The sequence below is a fragment of the Puia sp. P3 genome, assembly GCF_050632245.1.
In the GTDB taxonomy this organism is placed as follows: domain Bacteria; phylum Bacteroidota; class Bacteroidia; order Chitinophagales; family Chitinophagaceae; genus Puia.
The window spans coordinates 3976032-3996408 of the sequence record NZ_CP192583.1 but is presented as its reverse complement, the minus strand read 5'-3'; the positions used below and the strand labels follow the sequence as shown (position 1 = coordinate 3996408).

At 55.9% G+C, this 20377-nt stretch carries 23 protein-coding genes and 2 pseudogenes; 12 read left to right on the top strand and 13 right to left on the bottom strand.

Features of this window, described 5'->3' with window-relative positions:
- Positions 1-25 precede the first annotated feature (25 nt).
- On the bottom strand, positions 26-1018 hold the full coding sequence (locus ACQ86N_RS24740) for a hypothetical protein (protein ID WP_431209373.1): 993 nt from the start codon (positions 1016-1018) through the stop codon (positions 26-28).
- Between ACQ86N_RS24740 and ACQ86N_RS24735 the strand changes: the two genes are divergently transcribed.
- Positions 1001-1219: a hypothetical protein gene (locus tag ACQ86N_RS24735; protein WP_431209372.1), complete on the top strand. Its 219-nt coding sequence runs from the start codon at positions 1001-1003 to the stop codon at positions 1217-1219. The two genes, ACQ86N_RS24740 and ACQ86N_RS24735, sit on opposite strands and share 18 nt — an antisense overlap.
- 142 nt (positions 1220-1361) lie before the next feature.
- Here the strand turns inward: ACQ86N_RS24735 and ACQ86N_RS24730 are convergent, their stop codons facing one another.
- The 6 genes and pseudogenes from ACQ86N_RS24730 to ACQ86N_RS24705 all read right to left on the bottom strand — a co-directional run bounded on the left by ACQ86N_RS24730 (position 1362) and on the right by ACQ86N_RS24705 (position 4377).
- Positions 1362-1673: a hypothetical protein gene (locus ACQ86N_RS24730; RefSeq protein ID WP_431209371.1), complete on the bottom strand. Its 312-nt coding sequence runs from the start codon at positions 1671-1673 to the stop codon at positions 1362-1364.
- Between the two features lie 160 nt (positions 1674-1833).
- Complete coding sequence (locus tag ACQ86N_RS24725) at positions 1834-2352, bottom strand: alginate lyase family protein (protein WP_431209370.1); 519 nt, start codon at positions 2350-2352, stop codon at positions 1834-1836.
- Between the two features lie 73 nt (positions 2353-2425).
- Positions 2426-2539 (bottom strand): annotated as a pseudogene (locus tag ACQ86N_RS24720) (alginate lyase family protein); the annotation flags it as partial.
- Positions 2536-2955, bottom strand: a complete 420-nt coding sequence (locus ACQ86N_RS24715) for an alginate lyase family protein (protein WP_431209369.1) — start codon at positions 2953-2955, stop codon at positions 2536-2538. The pseudogene ACQ86N_RS24720 and the gene ACQ86N_RS24715, both read right to left, overlap by 4 nt.
- Positions 2956-2971: 16 nt before the next feature.
- The gene (locus ACQ86N_RS24710; RefSeq protein WP_431209368.1) at positions 2972-3844 is read right to left on the bottom strand and encodes a YncE family protein; all 873 of its coding nucleotides are present in this window, start codon (positions 3842-3844) and stop codon (positions 2972-2974) included.
- A 17-nt stretch (positions 3845-3861) separates the two neighbouring features.
- Positions 3862-4377, bottom strand: a complete 516-nt coding sequence (locus ACQ86N_RS24705; RefSeq protein ID WP_431209367.1) for a helix-turn-helix domain-containing protein — start codon at positions 4375-4377, stop codon at positions 3862-3864.
- A 52-nt stretch (positions 4378-4429) separates the two neighbouring features.
- Between ACQ86N_RS24705 and ACQ86N_RS24700 the strand changes: the two genes are divergently transcribed.
- The 3 genes from ACQ86N_RS24700 (at position 4430) to ACQ86N_RS24690 (ending at position 6014) form a co-directional block, all read left to right on the top strand.
- Positions 4430-4708: a hypothetical protein gene (locus tag ACQ86N_RS24700; RefSeq protein ID WP_431209366.1), complete on the top strand. Its 279-nt coding sequence runs from the start codon at positions 4430-4432 to the stop codon at positions 4706-4708.
- Between the two features lie 291 nt (positions 4709-4999).
- Positions 5000-5893, top strand: coding sequence for a LacI family DNA-binding transcriptional regulator (locus tag ACQ86N_RS24695; RefSeq protein WP_431209365.1), 894 nt, complete (start codon positions 5000-5002; stop codon positions 5891-5893).
- Positions 5817-6014 carry a substrate-binding domain-containing protein gene (locus tag ACQ86N_RS24690; RefSeq protein WP_431209364.1) on the top strand — a complete coding sequence of 66 codons (198 nt, stop codon included), beginning with the start codon at positions 5817-5819 and terminating at the stop codon, positions 6012-6014. The genes ACQ86N_RS24695 and ACQ86N_RS24690 overlap by 77 nt, the downstream gene beginning before the upstream one ends.
- A 6-nt stretch (positions 6015-6020) precedes the next feature.
- Here ACQ86N_RS24690 and ACQ86N_RS24685 read toward each other — a convergent pair whose 3' ends face one another.
- The 3 genes and pseudogenes from ACQ86N_RS24685 to ACQ86N_RS24675 all read right to left on the bottom strand — a co-directional run bounded on the left by ACQ86N_RS24685 (position 6021) and on the right by ACQ86N_RS24675 (position 8270).
- A complete protein-coding gene (locus ACQ86N_RS24685; protein ID WP_431209363.1) occupies positions 6021-6455 on the bottom strand; it encodes a sulfatase/phosphatase domain-containing protein in 435 nt (144 codons plus the stop codon).
- A 137-nt stretch (positions 6456-6592) separates the two neighbouring features.
- Positions 6593-7369: pseudogene (locus ACQ86N_RS24680) on the bottom strand (sulfatase-like hydrolase/transferase); the annotation flags it as partial.
- A gap of 61 nt (positions 7370-7430) precedes the next feature.
- Positions 7431-8270, bottom strand: coding sequence for an MsnO8 family LLM class oxidoreductase (locus ACQ86N_RS24675; protein ID WP_431217584.1), 840 nt, complete (start codon positions 8268-8270; stop codon positions 7431-7433).
- A 393-nt stretch (positions 8271-8663) separates the two neighbouring features.
- Here ACQ86N_RS24675 and ACQ86N_RS24670 point away from each other — a divergent pair, with 393 nt between their 5' ends.
- Positions 8664-9470 carry an SPFH domain-containing protein gene (locus tag ACQ86N_RS24670; protein WP_431209362.1) on the top strand — a complete coding sequence of 269 codons (807 nt, stop codon included), beginning with the start codon at positions 8664-8666 and terminating at the stop codon, positions 9468-9470.
- 3 nt (positions 9471-9473) lie between these two features.
- Positions 9474-9662 (top strand): Arc family DNA-binding protein, encoded by a 189-nt coding sequence (locus ACQ86N_RS24665; protein ID WP_431209361.1) that lies wholly within the window; start codon positions 9474-9476, stop codon positions 9660-9662.
- Between the two features lie 33 nt (positions 9663-9695).
- Here the strand turns inward: ACQ86N_RS24665 and ACQ86N_RS24660 are convergent, their stop codons facing one another.
- Positions 9696-10631: an ABC transporter permease gene (locus ACQ86N_RS24660; RefSeq protein ID WP_431209360.1), complete on the bottom strand. Its 936-nt coding sequence runs from the start codon at positions 10629-10631 to the stop codon at positions 9696-9698.
- Positions 10632-10645: 14 nt separating this feature from the next.
- On the bottom strand, positions 10646-12148 hold the full coding sequence (locus ACQ86N_RS24655; protein ID WP_431209359.1) for an ABC transporter permease: 1503 nt from the start codon (positions 12146-12148) through the stop codon (positions 10646-10648).
- Between the two features lie 379 nt (positions 12149-12527).
- Between ACQ86N_RS24655 and ACQ86N_RS24650 the strand changes: the two genes are divergently transcribed.
- The 6 genes from ACQ86N_RS24650 to ACQ86N_RS24625 all read left to right on the top strand — a co-directional run bounded on the left by ACQ86N_RS24650 (position 12528) and on the right by ACQ86N_RS24625 (position 19767).
- Positions 12528-12797, top strand: a complete 270-nt coding sequence (locus ACQ86N_RS24650; RefSeq protein WP_431209358.1) for a hypothetical protein — start codon at positions 12528-12530, stop codon at positions 12795-12797.
- A 40-nt stretch (positions 12798-12837) separates the two neighbouring features.
- Entirely contained in the window at positions 12838-13245 is a 408-nt protein-coding gene (locus ACQ86N_RS24645) for a hypothetical protein (RefSeq protein ID WP_431209357.1), read from the top strand.
- Positions 13246-13284: 39 nt separating this feature from the next.
- Complete coding sequence (locus ACQ86N_RS24640; protein ID WP_431209356.1) at positions 13285-15348, top strand: TonB-dependent receptor family protein; 2064 nt, start codon at positions 13285-13287, stop codon at positions 15346-15348.
- 7 nt (positions 15349-15355) lie between these two features.
- Positions 15356-16873 (top strand): hypothetical protein, encoded by a 1518-nt coding sequence (locus ACQ86N_RS24635; protein ID WP_431209355.1) that lies wholly within the window; start codon positions 15356-15358, stop codon positions 16871-16873.
- A gap of 79 nt (positions 16874-16952) precedes the next feature.
- On the top strand, positions 16953-17117 hold the full coding sequence (locus tag ACQ86N_RS24630; protein ID WP_431209354.1) for a hypothetical protein: 165 nt from the start codon (positions 16953-16955) through the stop codon (positions 17115-17117).
- Positions 17118-17310: 193 nt separating this feature from the next.
- Positions 17311-19767 carry a TonB-dependent receptor gene (locus ACQ86N_RS24625; RefSeq protein WP_431209353.1) on the top strand — a complete coding sequence of 819 codons (2457 nt, stop codon included), beginning with the start codon at positions 17311-17313 and terminating at the stop codon, positions 19765-19767.
- Positions 19768-19839: 72 nt separating this feature from the next.
- Here the strand turns inward: ACQ86N_RS24625 and ACQ86N_RS24620 are convergent, their stop codons facing one another.
- Complete coding sequence (locus ACQ86N_RS24620; protein WP_431217583.1) at positions 19840-20112, bottom strand: heavy-metal-associated domain-containing protein; 273 nt, start codon at positions 20110-20112, stop codon at positions 19840-19842.
- Between the last annotated feature and the right edge of the window lie 265 nt (positions 20113-20377).

Below are 20377 nucleotides of genomic sequence, written 5' to 3'. Positions count from 1 at the left end.
TTCTGCGCGTCGATCATCAGTGCTGCTACGCCCGCCGCGTGGGGGCTGCCGCGGAAGTGCCGAAGAAATTGGGGAAGGTGTCCTTGTCTTCCGTGATGTCGCCATTGCCGAAGGGGTCGAAGAAGGAGGTGTTGCCGCCGTCCGGTGCTACGATCTCGGGCTTTTTACGGACGAGGGGTGCTATCCGATTGCCATGCGTATCGAAGTAGTTGGGGACGCCGCCAACCGAAGAAAAGCTTTCCACAACGGGTGTATCGGCGCCGTAGGCCGGTGTTTGCAGCCAGAAGGCTGCTCCGGTCGAGATGGCGCCGTCTGCCTTGGTGTGTCCGACGATGGTTGGCGAGAGGATGCCGGGTATCGCGGGATTGGTGAGGTAGAAGAGGGCGTCGCCGTAGAGGATGTATTTCAGCACCGAGACGTCGGGACCTTTATATTTCACGATCGCCAGATAGAAGGTGGGGTCGGCGGTATTGTTGGTAAAGCCGAAAACCTCGATGGGGTCTCCGCTGGCGATATTGTCCGAGCCGCCGACGGCCATTATTTCGCCGGAAGAATTCAGCAGGTAGATATCGAAATCGGTCTGGGCGCCTACGCCGCTGGCGGAGAAGGAGGACTGGTCCCACTGGAAGGAGGAGATCATGGTGCCTCCGGGCGGGATATAGATGGGCTGGAGGATTCGGACAGGGTCGGAGGGGGCGGCGAAGTTATGCGCGGTTCCGGCGGTCGGTCCGAAGGGGGATATATTTGTCGGCCGGTAGTCGCCGGTATAGCTGCGGATGCTATTGTTGCCCGCGGCGGAGAAGTAGGCTACTCCCTGTTGTTTGGCCTGGTCGACGGCCTGGGCGATGATGCCGTCCTGGAAGAAGGGTTCGGCGTAATAGAAAACGTCGTCGGCGATGACCTGACAGCCTGAGTTGGCGAGTTTCAGGATACCGTTGGCAAAGTCTGCCTGGCCGTTGTTGGCGGTATGAAAAGCGAGAGTGGCTGCGGGTGCCACGTCGTGGACGATCTCCATCATGGCGCGGCCTTCGTCGGTGCCGCCGGAGTCGAGGTCAGACAGGACCTGGACGGGTGTTTTGTAGTTCTGGGGATTGCCGGGGCCGGGGAGTTCGCCGTGTGCTACGCCGGCAGCGGCTCCGCCGAGGTTGTTATAGCTATCGGAGAGGACGCCGACTTTTACGCCTTTTCCTTCGATATGGCCTTTTTGCGGGCCAGGTAGGAGAGTTGGGCGGTGTCACCCTGGCTGATGACCATGGGTACCGGCTTAATCTCATGGAGGGGGCGATAGGCCGGTCGGGTATATCTGATCGAGGTGCTGCCTTCCAGTTGTGGGAGGGAGGCGATAGGGACGACAGCGGAGATCATACGACCGTAGACGGCGGTGATGGTGGCGCCGGCTTGCAGAAGTTCTTTTTGGCAGTGGCGATATCGTCTTTAGCCGTCACGTCGACGACGACCTTGTCGCCTTTTATCTGCATGAATTTGCTGAAGTACTCCGTAGACTTTGTTGGCTTTGCAAAAGGCTGTGCGATTTTGGTGCGGGGCTTTTGCTGGTTGGCGAAGAGGTCTTTTAGGTCCTGACTGAGGTTCGATGGCGTTTTTGGTGATTGTGTTCCGGGGGTGCCGGTGAATGGGGATCTCCTTTTACCTGGGCGTTTGACGGGTGGGCACAAAAGAGGGTAATCAGCAGTAGTACTGCTGAAAAGCGCTGTAGAAGTATTTCCATAAATAGTTGTTTTGTCGCGATTACAACTTACTACAAAAAAAGCGGGCCAGAATTTTATTTCCGGCCCTGCAAGTTAATACCCAAATGCCCTGTGGAATTTGTGTGTATCAATTTCCCCATGCCAGCTCGGTCATTGCATTTCCGCGATCGGGGTGGATCTGTTTTGCTGTTGTGAGATAGGATTTGTTTTTGTATTCCGATGATGCCTGGAGGACCAGTCCGTAGATCTCGTCCTTGTTGTAGCCGCTGATCTGTTCGTAGGTCCATTTCTTTTCGCCGAGGGCATAGGGCAGGAGCCAGTCGAGTGCTGTGCGGATACTGCCGTTCTGCTTGTTGGTGTAGCCCCAGAGATCAACGCCGGCGCGACCGGCGAGCCGGGCGAGGGTGAAAAAGGCCTGGAGGTTATACGTACTGTAGTGGAGGCCGTTGGTGCGTGCGAGTTCTTCCTGCATTCTGCCGTCGCCCGCGATCTGGTGTTCCAGCTTGCCCTTGCCTTCTTCAGCGAGTTGTCTGGCGGTGACGATGTCGCCGGTGAAGAGGGCGAAGTCGGTGGCCTGTGCGAGGTACCAGGTGCCGTGGTTGTTGGCAGCGGCGTGTTCTTGGCTGCCGTTCTTGCTGGTGAGCATCCAGTGGGAGGTATTGGGCGTACCAGTCGTGCAGGGCTTTTGCGTCGGCGGCTGGCCATGATGGTGAGCTTTCGAGCAGGAGGGCGGCGTCGGCGATGCCGATCAGGGGGATCGTTTCGATGATGCCGATACCGCGGCCGTTGTTGACGCCGGGGATGGCCTGGCCGTAGTCGAGGTGTGGGTTCATTTTTGTGGCGGTGTCGATGAACCAAGTGGCGTAGAAGGAGGGCGGCTTTGTCGGAGTATTTGGTGTCGCTGGTCAGGTACCAGCAGAGTGAGAAGCTGCTGGAGGGCGCCGCCGAGGTCGGCGAGGTTGCTGTGGTCGGGGATCTTATAGATCTCGGGGTTGCGTTCGCCGTCGCGGCGGAGATAGGGCAGGCCGTTGGGTTTTGAGCTGTCGTACCAGAAATAGGGGGCCTGGCTCATGTAGTCGTGTTTATTGCCGCTGATGGGGGTGATGGTCTTGTCCATAACGGATAAGGGCTGCATTTCGAGCAGCTTGTCTGCCTGAACGCGCAACCCTTGTACGAGTCTACGGGCGAGTGTGTCACCTGCGAGGGCTTTTTCCCGCCAGGAGTAGAGGCGGGGGCCGTCCCAGGACAATACGGAGGGGGTGGGGTTATTGGACTTTAGAACGGAGCTGGTGAGGGCTGGATTCAGTTTTTTTTTCGGTGACCAGCCTGTAGGCCGTCACTGTCTTTCCGTTGAATCCGGGTACGTAGAGTGTTCGGGTGGATTGTGTATACCAGATATCGGCCGTGTTCTTGTGTTCGGCCTTTCTGTCGAGCAGTTGTTCTTTTTCTCCGTCGGCGTGAACGTAGAATACGTTGCCGAGCCACTCGCTGACAATGAGGTCACCGTTGCCCACTTCTTCCACGCCGTCACCGCCGTTGGGCAGGTCGGTGATCTTTGTGGTGTTCTTTGCGGCGTCGGCGAGCAGCACCTGCCTCCTGGCGAGGATATACAACCCTTTCTGCGAGACTTTCAGCCCGTTGATGCCGGGGAGGTCCTGCATATACAGGGATGGGATATCGCCCTTGATGCGGTGGAGTTTGCCGGTCTTTGAGTCGGAAACATATACGTCACCGTTAGCGGGATCGACACTGATGTCATTGAGGTTGACGCTGCCTTCGATGGGGATCTTTTTCAGGATCAGGCCTTTTGTCCGGTCGATGACGACGACGCGGTTGATGTCTGCAACGTAGAGGCGGTCGCCGTACACGCCCATTCCCTTCGGGGCGCTGAGGCCGGTGATCCAGGCGCCGTTGTAGTGTGTACCGTCGGTGTCGAGGAGGCCTATGCCGCCTTTGGCGTCGTCGTCCCATCCGCCGCCGTCGATAAGGGAGAGGTACAGCTGTGGCTGGCCGGGAACGGGGTGAACGGATTCGGGCACGGCTACGATGGTATCGGTCTCCCAGAGTTTTTGGAGGGAATGTTGGGCTTTCAGGCAGAATGGAGTGGACAGGAGCAGGAGGCTGGCAAGGTATTTCATTGTGTTGATTTTGGTTCTCAGGCCCGGCATTTTTTTCTGCGTCGTTCCGCGGGACTGGACATGAACTCCCTCTGGTATTCCAGGGGGCTTTTACCGGTGATCAATTTAAAGTATTTGTAGAAACTGGTGAAATTATTAAATCCGCTTTCGTAGCAGAGTTGTTTGATGCTGAGGTTGTTTTCGATCAGCAGGCGGCAGGCGTGTCCTACGCGCAGCTCGAGGAGGAAACGGGAGTAGGTCTTGCGTGTTCGTGACTTGAAGAACCGGCAGAAGGAATTGGGGCTGATGTTGGCAACGGCTGCGATCTCTTCGAGCTGAATGGCGCGTTTGAAGTGCTGGATGCTGTACTCGTAGATGAGGTTGACGCGTTCGTGTTCGGCTTCGGGCAGGCGGTGTTTGAATCCGATGGAGGCGAGGGGTAGGAGTTCAGCTTCGTCGGCGCTGGCGAGGACGTGGAGGGCTTCCATTAGCAGGAGGAGGCGGGGCATGCCTTCGGATTCGAGCAGGCGCTCGAGCAGGCAGGCGATCTTCATTTTTGCCTCTCCTTCTATCTGGAGGCCTCTTTTGGCCTTGTCGAGAAGGGATTTGAGCTGGATGTTCTCGGGGAGGTCGAGGAATGATCCGCCCCAGAAGTTCTCTCCGAAATGGGCGACGCGTACGTCCGTTGGCGTGTCGGGTTCGTCGTCGAAGCTGGTGGTCGTCGAAGCGCCAGTAGTGGGGGAGGTTGGCGCCGACCAGGACGACGTCGCCGGCCATGAATCTTTTCATGCTATCGCCGACGAACTGGCTTCCTCGTCCTTTTTCGAAGTGTATCAATTCCACTTCGGCGTGAAAGTGCCAGCGGTTGTTGATGTACGGTACTAGATCCCGTCTCACGCTAAAAGAATGTCCGGGTTCCCTGGAGACTTTAAGCAATTGAGGTCTCATAGTGTGTGTTTATGGTTACATAATGGCAATCGGTATCGACAAGTTGGTGAAAATTATAGTCAAATGAGACGGTGGAGGGGTGATTTATTTACGGAAACGGTTGCGGGAAGGAATGGATGGTCAGGAGGTTGTTAACGGGGTGGTTACTACAACGTTTTCGTAAATAAAATGATTTGTAGTTTTTTGATTGTGTAATTTGTATACGCATCAAACATACTGCTTGCCATTATGAACGCGGTTAACTTAAAACAATTAGCCCAGGAACTCAATTTGTCTGTCTCCACCGTCAGCCGGGCGTTGCGCGATAGCTGGGAAATCAGCACTCCAACCAAACAGCGCGTCTTCGATCTGGCCAGAAAAATGAATTTTCAGCCGAATCCTTACGCCAGCAGTCTTCGTAAACATCGCAGCCGAACCATTGCTGTCGTTATCCCTGAGGTAGCCAATAATTTCTTTGCCCTGGCCATAAAGGGTATCGAGACGGTTGCCCGGGAGAAGGGCTATCATGTCCTTATCTACCTGACCAACGAGGAAGTAGCCGAGGAAATGGCGGTAGCGTCCAGTTTGCAGAACGGGCGGGTGGACGGGGTCATCGTCAGTCTTTGCGGGTCGACGAAGGATACGCGTCATTTGCTGGACCTGCAGCAGCGCAATATTCCGCTGGTATTCTTCGACAGGGTCGCCGACAATTTTATCGCGCCGAAGGTGACGACCAATGACTGCGAGAGCGGTTATGTCGCGACGGAGCACCTGGTGAAGGCTGGGTGCCGCCGGATCGCGCATCTGACGATCTCGATGAGTCTGAGCATTTCGCACAGGCGTCAGGAGGGGTATATTAATGCCCTGCGGCAGTGGGAGTTGCCGGAGGATCCGGGGATGGTCGTGCGCTGTGACGGTAGTGAGGAGGAGACGTACCGGAGCATAAAGGAGTTGTTTTTATCCGACCGGCGTCCGGACGGGGTATTTGCTTCGGTGGAGAAAGCTGGCGGTGATGACGTATCATGTCTGCCGCGAGCTGGGGCTGAGGATTCCGGAGGATGTCAAGGTGATCAGTTTTTCGAATTTGGTGACGGCGTCGCTGCTGAATCCGTCGTTGACGACGATAGCGCAACCCGCTTATGATATGGGGAAGGAGGCGGCGACGATGTTATTTCGCCGGCTTGAGAAGAAGTATATTGTCGTGCCGGACGATCAGGTGATGTTGCCGGCGAGGCTGGAGGTGAGGAATTCGACGATGGGTTAGGGGTGATCACTCCTTTGTGGGGAGTGGCCCTTCGGATTTTAATAGTGGCCAGTCTTTATTGTATCTGTGCGCTTCCCGCATGAAGTTTTCTATTTGTTTTACCGCGGCGGGGTTTTGTGCGGCTACGTCGTGTTGTTCTTTTGGATCGTTAGTCAGATCGTAAAGTTCCAGCGTCGGGTAGTCGGCAGTGTTGACGTTGAGCCTGACGCCCTTCCATTTGCCCCAGCGGACGGCCTGTCTACCTCCTGATTCGTGAAATTCCCAGTATAAATATTGGTGTTGCCGTTGTGCGTCCTTTCCTTCCAGTGCGGGGAGGATGGAGAGCCCGTCGATATTGTGGGTAGGGGCGGAGCCCGCGAGTTCTTCAAAGGTGGGGAAGAGGTCCCAGAAGGGCGTGGGGTTGTTGTTGACCGAGCCGGGTTTGATCCTGTCTTTCCACACTGCGATGAAGGGGACGCGGATGCCGCCTTCGTATAGGTCGCGTTTGATACCGCGGAGGTTGCCGCTGCTATTAAAAAATCGGGATCGCCGCCGCCTTCGTGGTGGGGGCCGTTGTCGCTGGAGAAGAGGATGAGGGTATTCCTGTCGAGGCCCTGTGCTTTGAGTTGGGCTACGATCTCGCCGACGTAGTGGTCGAGTCTGGAGACCATGCTGGCAAAATTGGTGTGGGGCGCCGGGCCTGATTCGTGGAACTGCGCGGCGTAGTGGTCATAGATGCTGTCGTGGGGGCCCTGGAGGTTAGCGTGTGGAATGGTATAGGTGAGAAAGAGGAAGAAGGGGTTGTTTTTTTGCGCTTTTAGAAATTGCATCGCGTGCTGGTGGATAAGATCGGCGGAGTAGGGGTGGTCCGGCAGGTCGAGTCGTTTATCGTTATCCCAGAGGTGATCGGGGTAGTAGTTGTGGGCCTCGGTCTGGCAATTGTATCCAAAGAAATTTGTAAAGCCTTTTGTTGTCGGTGTGCTGCCCGAAGCGGGGTAGCCGAGTCCCCATTTGCCGAAGATGCCGGTAGTGTAGCCGTGCTGTTGGAGAATAGCGGCGATGGTTGTGGCGGAGTCGGGCAGGGGGAACTGTCCTTCTGGTTTGAAGCCGCGGTTGCCGCGGATAGGGGTGTGGCCGGTGTGATTGCCGGTCATCAGGCTGGCCCTCGAGGGGGCGCATACGGTGGAGCCGGCGTAGAACTGGGTGAAGCGCATGCCCTGGCGGGCGAGGTTGTCGATGTTGGGGGTTTGGATCTTTGTTTGACCCTGATAGCCAACGTCGCCGTAGCCGAGGTCGTCGGCGAGGATGAATATAATGTTGGGTTGGTTTTGGGTCGGTTTGATTTGGGCTTTGATGGTGGCCCCGGAAAGGAGCACGAGTACGAAGGCGGAGGTCGTAATTTTCAATGCGGCAAATTTTCCTAAAAATACGGATATTTTACAGCCCGGATCGTCCGACTGCGGGCGCGGCGGTATATGCCCTTGGCTGGAGGTCGAAGATTTCGGCAAGCAGCTCGTACGAGCGGAGCCGGTCTTCGGCCTTTTCTGTGAAGGTGGAGATGACGATCTCATCGACGTCAAATTCTTCGGCGAGGTTTTCCAGCTGTTGGCGGATATTGTCAGGGGTGCCGATGGCGGTGCGCTGGCGGTTGTAGAGCACGCGCTGCCATTCGGCGGGCGTATAGTTATAGGCGCTGGCGGCGGCATAGGTCGGTATTTCGTCGAAGTTTCCTTTTTCGAAGCCGAGGAGGCGGTAGTCTACGAGGGCCTGGGTCTGCTGTACCTTTTCTTCGTCGTCGGAGCAGAAGGCAAAAATGCCTACGCTGGCCTGGGGTTCGGAGAGTTCGTCCGAGGCTTTGAAACGGTGGCGGTAGGCCTGTACGGCCGAGGGGCCGCCGGAGGGGTTGATGAACTGGGCGTAGCAAAGGGCCATGCCGTAGTGGGCGGCGAGAAATGCGCTTTCTCCGCTGGAGGTCAGCATCCAGAGTGAAGGGACCGTGTCGATCTTTGGTATGGCGCGGATCTTTCCTTCGAAGGTGCCGGGTGTGGGGGTATCGGTGAGGAAGGCGTGGAGATCCCTGATCTGTTTGATATATTCCTGCGGGTCGAATGTATTGGTGGGGTTGAGCAGCTGGGCGGTCAGTCTGTCTCCGCCGGGGGCGCGGCCGATGCCAAGGTCGATACGGCCGGGGTAGAGGGCTTCGAGCAGGCGGAAGTTCTCGGCCACCTTTAGTGTCGAATGGTTGGGCAGCATGATGCCGCCGGAGCCGACGCGGATGCCTTTTGTCTCTGCCGCCAGGCGGGCGATGAGTATTTCGGGGCGGCCCCTGCCGGGTGGTGGTATTATGGTGTTCGGAAAGCCAGTAGCGGGTATATCCGAGGCGGTCGGTCAGTCTTGCCAGGCGGATCGATTCCTGAAGGGCAGCGGGAGCGTCGCTGTTTTTGCGGATGGGGGTTTGGTCGAGTACGCTGAGGCGAAGGTTCTTTTGCATAGTTGATAAGTAACACGCGGGGTCGGTAAAATGTTTTTTGCCGTTCGTCCCAAACCGCTTGGATTTTGCTCCGGCGCGGTATATCTTTATGATATCATTTTAATATCATAAAATTATGGACACTTCTAAATCGGAGGTAATCCTCAAACCTATCAAGTGGGTATAGTGTAGTTGTTGTCATGATAGGCTTATTTGCTTTACTCATTTTCCTGTCGGTCACTACGGCTCCGGTCGTGGGCATATTTATCGCGATAGTGGCTGTCATCGCCTATCTGGGCAAGGGGCTGATAGTTATCAATCCCAACTCGGCGGCGCTGATGCTGTTGTTTGGCGACTATCAGGGCAGCGTTCGGCAGAGCGGTCTTTTCTGGGTGAATCCTTTTTACAAGCGGGTGACGGTATCGGTGCGGGCGCGCAATTTCGAGAGCGAGAAGGAGAAGGTGAATGACCGGCTGGGTAATCCTGTCATGATCAGTGTAATTCTGGTCTGGCGGATCAAGGACACCTATAAGGCCTGTTTTCAGGTGGACGACTACGTCAATTTTATCCGGGTGCAGACCGATTCGGCCGTCCGCAAGCTGGCGGCGACCTATGCCTATGACCATTTCGAGGATGAGAAGGCGACCGTCACGCTGAGCACTGATTTTGACGAGGTCAACAATACGCTGGAGAGGGAGATCGACGAGCGGCTGGGGATTGCCGGTATCGAGGTAGTGGAGGCGAGGATCACGCACCTGGCCTATGCGCCGGAGATCGCGCATTCTATGCTGAAGCGGCAGCAGGCTTCTGCGGTGGTGGCTGCGCGGCATAAGATCGTGGAGGGTGCGGTAGGGATGGTGGAGAGCGCGCTGAATCTTCTGTCATCCAAGCAGATCATCGAGCTGGACGAGGAAAAGAAGGCGGCGATGGTCAGCAATCTGATGGTGGTTCTCTGTGGTGACAGGGAGTCGCAGCCGGTGGTGAATACGGGGACACTAAATCATTAATGCATGGCGGCGGAGAAAAAGTCTTTTGCGCTGCGGGTAGATGCGGCGATGATGAAGGCCATCGAGAAATGGGCGGCCGATGAGTTCCGCAGTGTCAATGGACAGATAGAGTGGATCCTGCATAATGCGCTGAAAGAGGCTGGGCGGGTGAAAGAGAAAAAGGATCCCGGGGGAGGGCCCCCGGAATCTTAGTGTTTTGGGCTCATTGCGGCGGGTGGGGTGATATTATTCGGTTCGCAGGCTTTTTACCGGGTTGGCCAGGGCGGCGCGTATGGCCTGCGAGCTGATCGTAATGACGGCGATCACGAGGGCTGTCCCTGCGGTGAGCGCGAAGACCGTCCATCCGATGCCGGTGCGATAGGCGAAGCTCTGTAACCATTTTTGCATCACGTACCAGCCTGCCGGTGAGCCGATGAGTACCGCGAGGGCTACGAGCCTGAGGAAGTCGCGGGAGAGTAGGGCGACGATGCTGCCCTCGCTGGCGCCGAGTACTTTACGGATGCCTATTTCCTTTGTACGTTGTTCTGCGCTGAATGCGGCCAGGCCGAAGAGGCCGAGGCAGGATACGAATATTGCGATGCCGGTGGCCCAGGCAACGAGGTCGGCCATCCGCTGGTCTGCCTGGTAGTTCTTTTGAAAGCGTTCGTCGAGGAAGGTATAGTCGAATGGTGTGTCGGGGAATATCTGCTGCCAGACCTGCTGTATAGCGGCGATAGTCGGCCGGATGCGATTCTTGTCTATCTGCGCCGTAATATAGGTGTATTTGGGGTCGCTGAAGATTTCGAGGCCGATGCCGGTGATGGGGTTGTGGAGGTCTTCGAAGTGAAAGTCTTTCATCACGCCGACGATGCGGACGGGGACGCCGGATGAAAAAGGCAGGGCGGAATACGCTTTTTTGCCGACGCAGGTGGCGGGGTCGTAGCCCAGTTCGCGGACGGAGGTTTCGTTGAGAATGATACCGTCGACGCTGTCGCGGGGGAAGTTGGAGGAGAAGGCGTGTCCCGAGATCATCCGGAAGCCCATCATCTTCATATAGTCGAAGTCGACATAATTGATGTATACGTGGTGGTTGTCGGTTTTTGAGTGGCCTTCGGCGTAGAGCAGGTCGTCGCCCGGCGAATAGATGCCGGGGAATTGTGTACAGCCCGCGCTGGCGATCACGCCCGGGATGCGGTCTATTTCTTTTTTACCGTTGTATATTTTTGGCGCAGGTCGCCGCGAAGGGATAGGATCAGTTGCTGGTCCTTATTGAACCCCATGTCGGTGGTGCGGAGGTAGTGCATCTGTTTGCCGATGATGATGGCAGCGACGATGAGGATGATCGAGATGCTGAACTGGAATACGACGAGGACTTTGCGCAGGGATCTGACGGCGAGGGAGGTGGACGTGCGGCTTTTTAGGACCTTGACGGGTTGAAAGGAGGACAGGTACAGGGCGGGGTAGCTGCCGGCGATAAGGCCGGTGAGTATGGTCAGCGCGATGAAGCAGGCGCCGAGGAGAACGACCGTTTCGGGGCGGATATGGATGGTGCGGTCGGCGAGCCCCTGGAAAGCTGGAAACAGGCCGATAGCGAGCAGGACAGCGGCGCCCAGTGCGAGGAAGGCCATCAGGAGGGATTCGCCCAGGAATTGTCTGACTATGGTGATACGTCCTGCGCCGAGTGTTTTTCTGACGCCTACTTCCAGAGACTGTCTGGTCGACCGGGCCGTGGCGAGGTTCATGAAGTTGATACAGGCGATCAGCAGGATAAAGACGGCTATGGAGGAGAGGATGTAGAGATAGGTCAGGCTGCCGCCAGGGGTGACGTCGCCGTAGGGCATGTTGGCGTGTAGGTGGATGTCGCGGACCTTTAGCAGGAATTGCCGGCGGCCGAAGCCGCCTTGTCTAAGGTCTTCGCCTTCATAGGTATCGACGAAGGCGGGGAAGGCCTTGTCGATCTGTGTGGGGTCGGCGCCGGGTTTGAGCCGGATATAGGTAACGAAGAAATAGTTGATCGCCATGCTGAGGTTGGTGCGGCGGATGTAGTCGCCGATACGCCCGCCATACATGGATACGAAGAAGCGGCCGTTGATATGCGAGGGTTTGTCCATTGGCCGGAAGACTGCGGTCACCGTATAGTCGTGATCGCCGTTCTGCTGGCTGACGATGTGGACGGTCTTGCCAACTGCGGGCTGGCCGCTGAACAGCTTGTCGGCGATATCTTTGGACAGGACGATCGAATATGGGCCGCTGACGGCCGTGGAGGCGTTGCCTTCGGTAAAATCGTAGTGAAAGAGGTGGAAGAAGCCGGAGTCGGCCATCATGCCGTTGTCTTCGTAGAAGGAACGGGTTTCGCCTTTGGGGTTACTATACTGGATGAGGTTCTCGTCTTCACCGACGAGCCGACAGATGCGGGCTGTGGCTTCGACCTGGGGAAAGGTCTGGCGGACCAGGCCGGCCAGCGGTGCGGGACAGCCATAAAAGCGGGTCTCTTTTCCGTGGGCGATGTCGATCGTCCCTACCTGGTAGAGCCGGTCGATGTTGGGATGGTAGGTGTCGTAGCTGTTCTCGTGCCAGATGTACAGTGTGATCAGCATACAGCAGCTAAGCCCTACTGAGAGGCCGAGGATATTTATCAGGGAGAAGGCCTTGTTTCTGGTCAGGCGGCGCCAGGCGAGTCTGGTGAAGTTGTTGAGCATGGTGTTGGTGTGACAAAAGAGATACCAAGTTTACTGGGAATTGTGGTTCAGGTGGTTGGGGTTCTTTGGGTAGGTTGGGTTGTTCGGATTCGATACAAGGGTTGTTCGGTGAAGGAACATGGATTGTTTGGGTGCGGGCACAGGGATGGTTTGGGTGCGGGCACAGGGATTGCTGCCCTTTTTAAAAACTACGGTTATGCCAGATAAGAAGACTATCGAAAAAGCGAAACAGGATAAAGCCCAGTGGTAAGTCTGCGGGCACGCAGGCCGGGGAGTTTGTAAAGGCGGAGATGGACAGGATCCGAAGAGGGGATACCGGGGCCAGTGTCGGCTAAGCAGGCCGTAGCGATCGGCCTCGTCGGAGGCGCGTCGCGCGGGTGTGGATCTGAAGCCGCAGGCGAAGGGGACTACTTCGGAAAAGACGAGGAGGAGTGAGAAGAGTGCGTACAAGAAGGGGCAGCGGCATGAGCCGGTTTCTCCGACCAGGTCGAGGGCGAGTACGAAGGCGATGAAGAAGGAGGGGACGGAGGCGGCCTCGCCGAAGGCCATTTCGCGGCAGGCGCATTCGGCGGCTATGAACAGGACTGCGGCATCCCGCAGTGAATCGGCGAAGAAGGCGGCAAGGACCCGGGCGAAGGGGAAAAAATAGGATTTGGTAGATGGACGGTGGAGAGGTAGCTTTGCGCTGCGTGTTCAGATATCCTGTAACCATATTGCGTTTTGGGCAACTGGTCATCAGCGTTGTGCTGTTTGCGATGATGCTGCAGTGCTTCAGCAAGATGATCGTCGTCGCGGAGTTCTACGCCAACAGGGATTATATCGCGCGCAACCTTTGTATCAACCGGTTCAATACGGCTGTCCATTGCGAGGGCCGGTGCCAGTTGGACAAGCGTATCCTCCAGGAAGAAAGAAGCAACGGAGATAAGGAGGTGCGGCAGGACGGCAGGAACGAGGTGTTGTCTTCGAAATCGTTCTATCCGAGTCTCGTGATTCCCGGTGTAGTATTTGTCGAACGGGATTATCCCATTATTGCCGGCTCCCGGCCGGTGGACCGCCCCCTTTCTATTTTCCATCCCCCTGACTGGTTGTTGGCTTAGTTTCTTTTCAGATCCTATTTCCAACTTCAACCAACAACCATGTTTAGATCATATAAGTATGGGCTGGTGGCTGTGCTGGTTTCACACGTGATGTGTTGCCTGGCGCAGGATACCACGCAGCTTGACCTTATGGTGGTTACGGCGAGCCGAACGGCGCAAAAGCGAACCGAGGCTCCTATCGCCATTGGGATCATTAATTCAAAGACTATTGCCGATACGAAGGCGAATCAGCTGGATCAGCTGCTCAATAAGGTGAGCGGGGTTTTTATGGTCGATCTGGGCAATGAGCAGCACGAGATGAGTATTCGTCAGCCGATGAGTACGGCCAGTGTTTTTTTGTATCTGGAAGACGGCATCCCCATTCGGACTACGGGGGTATACAATCACAATGCATTGCTGGAGATGAACTCGGCTGCCACGCGGCAGATCGAGGTGATCCGCGGCCCGGCCTCGTCGCTGTATGGCGCGGAAGCGATCGGGGGAGCGGTCAATGTCATTACGCAGGCGCCGCCCGCGGACTGGAAGGGGTATGTGAGCGTCCAGGGGAATAACAACGGCTACCGGCGGGCCGACGCGCAGGTGGGGACAACGGCGGGCAAATGGGGATTTATTGCCAGCGGGTACTATGCCAACCGGACCAACGGCCCCATTCAGTATAGTGACTTTCACAAGACGGCGATAACCCTGCGGTCCGATCTTCATGCAAATGACAAACTGACCTGGACCAATACGCTTACCTATATCAACTACTACAGCGATATGTATGGTTCGCTGGACAGTGCGCATTTTGCCCGGCACAACTACAACACGCCGTATTCCTTTACCTACCGGAAGGTGGAGGCCTGGCGGGCGAAGTCGCAGTTGGTCTACCGGTGGGCACAGGCGGCCGAGACGCAGCTGGCGTTCGCATACCGAAGTAATTCTGTTGGACAGAATCCGTCGTACTTTATCAGCAACAGCAGGAGCAATCCGCTGCTGGCGAACGGACAGATCAACGACAACAGTTTTCACAGCTGGCTGGCGGTACTGCAGCACCAGCAGCGCTGGCGCTGGCTGGGGAGTCGTCTGATCGCGGGGCTCAGCACCGATATCAGCCCGAGCAGCTATTACGCCCGCTATATCCGGATACAGCGCGACGACAAGGGTAACTATGGCAGCTATACGCCGACCGACTCGCTGCTGAGCAACTATTCCACGGGGATCACCAATGCGGCATCCTATCTGAATTATGAGATGAGTCCTTTGAAGGGGCTGAAGCTGGTGGCTGCGGTCAGGTATGATTTCTTCCATTATAATTTCCGCAATTTTCTGCCGCCGTCAGCGTCGACGGGTTCGTCCAATACCCGAAATGATTTCAACAGGGTGACGCCGAAGGTAGGTGCGACCTATAATATCAGGGGTGTGGGCTTTTATACCAACTACAGCCAGGGCTATGTTCCGCCGCAGGTGACGGACCTGTACAACGGGGTAAAGGTGCCCTATCTGAAGCCGCAAACCTTTTTCAACTATGAGGCCGGTGGGTGGCTTTCGTTGTGGCAGGGCCTGGTCTATGCCGACTGGAGCGTTTATCGCCTCGACGGGACGAACCAGATCATTTCGGTGCGGCAGAATGACGGAACCTTTATCAACCAGAATTCCGGCAAGACCAAACATACCGGTGTCGAGTATGGACTTACGCTGAGGCCTTCGGAGGAGTGGACGTTTCGGGTCAGCGGGACGAATGCGGACCACGTGTTTGTCGTGCAGTATGAGAATGGTCAGGACTATAGTGGTAGGCAGATGGCAGCGGCTCCGCATTTTATCGGAAATTCCGAACTGACCTGGCGGCCTTCTTTTTTGAAGGGTTTCCGGTTGGGGGTGGAGTGGCAGCATTTGGGGAAGTACTGGATGGATGACGCGAATACGAGGCAGTACGGCGGTTTTGATATCGTCAATTTCCGCACGGGGTATCAGATGGGAGCTTTCGAAATATGGGTGAATGCGCTGAATGCCTTCAACAAATACTATGCGGCGCTGGCGACAAAGTCTGTGTATGGCTACAGTTACAATCTGGGTGACCCGCGGGAGGTGACTGTGGGTTTGTTATGGCATTTCTTAAAGTAGCATCCTAATGAAGAAAATATATAAGCTGCATCGCAGCCTTTCGATAATTATTGCATTTCCGGTCCTGTTGTGGGCTTCCAGCGGATTTATGCATCCGTTGATGACCAATATCCGGCCGGCTGTTGCGACGCAGGGCTGGCCTTTATTGCCGGTGGATCCTTTGCGGTTGCGGGTGTCGTTGCCGGAGGCGTTGCGGCGGCATCGCCTGGATAGCTTTTTGTCGGCGCGGCTGATACATATCGATACGAACTGGTTTTATCAGGTGCAGGTTCGTGCCGGCGAGCCGGTGTATCTCAGCTGTACGAACGGGAATGTTTTGACGGCAGGAGACTGGTTGTATGCGCAGTATTTAGCGCGGTATTTTTTAGAGGGGGATGTTTCGAGGTCCGGTGTGAGGACGGCAGCTGCGGTGGATGCTTCGGCGCCGGATTGTTGTGGCGACGCAACCGAGTGTGTGCTGAATCCAGGTCGTGGGGCGAAGGTGGCTAATGTTTCATCGGTGAAGGCGTACGATAAGGAATATAAGTCTATCAACCGGCTGTTGCCTGTATATCGGGTATCGTTTGCGCGCGCGGATGGGATAAGGATCTATGTGGAAACGACGCAGGACCGGTTCTCGTTTGCGATGGACAACAGGCGGGCGGTGTTCGATGAAGTATTCAGGCTGCTGCATACCTGGGGCTGGCTCGATGTGATGGGAAGGTGGAAGGATGTGGTGATATTTCTGGTGGCCGGGCTGGCGTTTTGTACGGTGCTGCTGGGGGTGTTCTTGTTCTTTTGGCTGAGGACGCCGCGTGCGGGTGTTCGCAGGCTGCACCGGTATACGGCGGTTGTGGCGGCTTTGTTTACATTGTTCTGGTCGTTCAGCGGCGCGTGGCAGGCGTTATCGGAAGCGACGGGGCCGGAGGAGAAGGTGGTAGGAGTCGAGCAGCGGTTTGGCGCGGATGAGGGGGTGGTTGATTTTTCCAGGTTGGGTTCGGCCGTCGGGGGGCAGGTGGGTGATCTGAGGCTTGTGAAGATGGAGGGGAGGAATTACTGGCGGGTGAGTCTGATGCCGGAACGGGCCGTGGGTGTGAAGGACCTGATGAAGGACGGGAAGGCCAGCGGACCGAAGGTTGTGTATGTGGGTACAGCCGATTATTCTGTGTTGCCCGACGGAGACCGGCGGTATGGTGCATTTTTGGCGGGTGTTCTTAGCGGGAAGCCGACGCCTCCTGATATGAAGAAGGTGGTGGCATTCAACGATGAGTATAACTTCACGGACAAGCGGCTACCGGTGTGGCGGGCGAGCTATCCTGGCGCTGGTCATCCACGCTGGTATGTCGAGACCTGCAGCGGGCAGCTGGCGGCGCGGATGGATGACGGAGCCTATGCGGAGGGATGGAGCTTTTCGGTCTTCCACAAGCACCATTTTATGGACTGGGGCGGGAAGACCGTCCGGGACGCCAGTACGATGTTTTGGGCTGTTATTCAGGTGTTAATGGTGGGGATCGGGCTGATCTTATATTTCCGGTTTCGGAAATAATCCTTATTTTGCAACCCTGTTGCGTCTGCAACATTGTTTCAAAAATGACTGCCTGATTCGACTTCGCACGATACGACATTTGCTGACGGTGGTGATGCTCGCGCTGTTTGCGCTGGGTATGACGCCCAGGATTGCGATCCACGCCGTGGTTGCCCGTCACTCGGACAGGCATCTGGCGCTGAGCACTTTTAAGACCGACCTGCTTACGCGGGCCGGTTTTTTTGTCGGGTGGACAATCTGGTAGTTGAGCTTTCCTATTTGGTCATTCCGGTCGGTTTTGCTCTACCGGCTCCGCGTGTTTATCGGGAAGAGTATGACAGGCGCGCGGACGACCAGTATTATTTTTTCCCTCCTTTTATTTTCGGGCTTCGTGGGCCGCCTTCCTTTGATAGATACGTCGCTTAGTCTTCTATTTTATCAAAGGAATTAAATTAATCATGAATTCTTTCTATTGTCTATTGCTTTTTGCAGGCAGTTATTTTTCTGCTATTGCCGAGCCGGCTGGTGGTGTTTTGTCCGGCAGGGTTACTGATAAGGATAAAGGAGCCGGTCTTCCGGGGGTTACCGTCTACATACCTGACCTTAGACTGGGTGTGGTAACGGATAGTTCGGGTTATTACAAGTTCAGTAATCTGCCTTCGGGCAGTTTTCTGGTCGAGGTGCGTTCTGTCGGGTATAAGTTATTGACGAGGACGCTGACGATCAGTGGTCCGGTGAGTCAGGATTTTGTTCTTTCGGACCAGTTCGTGGAGGAAAGTCCGGTGGTGGTGACGGGGCTGTCCAAGGCGACGCAGATCAAGAGGAGTCCGGTGCCGATAGTTGCCGTCGATCACGAATACATCGCCACCAATCTCAGCTCCAATATCATCGATGCCATTGCAAAGGTACCGGGGGTAAGCGCGCTGACTACGGGGCCCAATGTTTCGAAGCCTTTTATCCGCGGGCTGGGTTATAACCGAATCCTCACGCTGTACGACGGCGTACGGCAGGAGGGGCAGCAGTGGGGCGATGAGCATGGCATCGAGGTTGACCAGTACGGGGTCGACAGAATAGAAGTGATCAAGGGACCGGCGAGCTTGACCTATGGTTCGGATGCGCTTGCGGGCGTGGTCAATCTGATACCTACTCCGGCGGCCCCGGAAGGAAAGATCATCGGGGATGTGCAGGCGGAGTATCAGACCAATAACGGTCTTTATGGCGGATCGGAGATGATCGCTTCGACAAAGAACGGATTCGAGTGGATGGCCCGGCTCTCGCACAAGCAGGCGACCAATTATCAGAACAAAGTCGACGGCAGGGTATTCAACACGGCATATAACGAGACCGACGCCAACCTGGCGCTGGGGCTGCACCGTGGGTGGGGTTATTCTCACCTGAGCCTGTCGTTGTTCGACGATCTGCAGGAGATACCGGATGGTACGAGGGATTCGGCGACTGGGAAGTTCATGCAGCAGGTGACGGAGGCCGGCGACTATGTGGTAGCGTCCGATGCGGCGCTGAAGTCCTATAGCATGACTCCGCTGCACCAGCACGTACAGCACTACCGCGCCTATCTGACGAATAATTTTGTGCTGGGAGACAGCCGGCTGGCGGTCAATATCGGTTATCAGCGCAGCGTCAGGCGGGAGTACAGTCATCCGGAGATACCTTATCAGGAAGTGGCGGGGCTGTATCTGAAGCTGAATACCTGGTCCTACGATGTCAAGTACTATCTGCCCGAATTGGACGGCTGGAGTCTGGCGCTGGGTGTGAATGGGATGTACCAGGGCAACAATGTCACCAGCGGGACGGAGTTCGTGATCCCTTCCTATCATCAGTTCGACGTGGGGCCTTTTGCTCTGCTGAAGAAGAGTTTTGGCAAGCTGGATATTGCGGGGGGCGCGAGGTATGACAGTCGTAGTTTTAAGAATTTCGGGCTTTATTCCCGGCCTGATCCGGTGACGGGCTTTGATAGGCCGGTGACGGGGGCGGATACTGCGGGGGCGGATTTTCATTTTGCTGCATACAATCATACCTTTTCTGGTTTTACGGGGAGTATCGGCGCCACGTATAATTTTACGGAGCGGCTGGCGGTGAAGGCCAATGTCGCGCGTGGTTTCAGGGCGCCGAATATAGCGGAGATCGGGGCCAATGGGGTTCATCCGGGGACGGGCATCTACCAGATAGGCAGCGGGGATTTCAAGCCGGAGTTCAGTTTTCAGCAGGATCTGGGGCTCGAATATACGTCGCCGTTTGTCGGGGCATCGTTGAGCGTGTTTAACAACCAGCTGTCCAACTATATCTTCAATCAGCGGCTGACCGGTCTTGCGGGCGGGGATTCCACCATCGGCGGTGTGCCCGTCTATAAATTCCAGCAGGGTAAGGCGGAGCTTTATGGCGGGGAAGCCAGTCTGGATATTCATTTTTTGCGGAGTTTGCATTTTGAGAATACCGTTTCGGCGGTACTTGGGTTGAACAAGGGGATCGATCCCAAGCTGAGGACGGACAGCAACAAGTATCTTCCATTTATTCCGCCGGTGCATGGATTGTCCGAGCTGCGGCTGGACTGGGCTTCCCGGTCGCATCATCTTGTGAATGGGTTTGTCAGGGTGCAGCTGGCCTGGTATGCGAGTCAGAACAGGGCCTATCTGGCGGATAATACGGAGTCGGCTACTTCGGGGTATGCTTTATTCAATGCGGGAGTCGGCGCGGGGATCACGAATGGAAAAGGGAGGACGATCTGCAATATCTATGTGATGGGGAATAATCTGTTCGACGTGGCGTATTTCGATCATATGAGCCGGTTGAAGTATTTCCTGTATAGCGCGGACGATACGAATCCCGCGCATGGGATCCATAATATGGGAAGGAATCTGGCGCTGAAGGTGGATTTTCCGTTGGATTTCAGCCTTTAGGTGATGGGATGCCCATGAAGGAGGACAAAAAAACCGGCAGTGCGCCGGTTTTTTTATGCTGTCTTTAGTTGTTTAGTTCTTTTTGCCGCCGCCGTCTTCGGGCTTTTTGCAGCAGATGGGGAGCCTTTTGTAAGCGTCGGGTTCGGCGGTCACGTCGTCGGCGTCATAGCCTACGTTGGCGATCATCGCCTTGATATTCTCGATATTGGTGCGGTCGGTCAGGTAGGTGACGGTAGTGGTCTTTTTCTTGTAGTCGACGTTGATCTTTACGATGCCGTCTTCGTGGGACATGTACTTTTCGATACGGCCCTTGCATTCTTCACACTGAACGGTAGGTGTTTTGATGACGGCTGTCAGCTGGGGTTTGGTCTGGGCAAATGCGCCTCCTGCGAAGCCGATCAGCAGGAAAAAAGGATTTGAATTTTTTCATATGAAAATGATTTTTGTCCTTGGCAATTTAATTAAAAAAATCGGAAATCCGGGGCGGGAGTTTCCCAACGGTGGGTGGCCGTTGGGGGTGTGGCCGGCCGCCGGGCGTGGCGGGTCTGGTGGTGATAGCCGGGCGCCGCGGGTGGAGGATCTGGTGGTGATGGCCGCCGCGGGAGGCTGT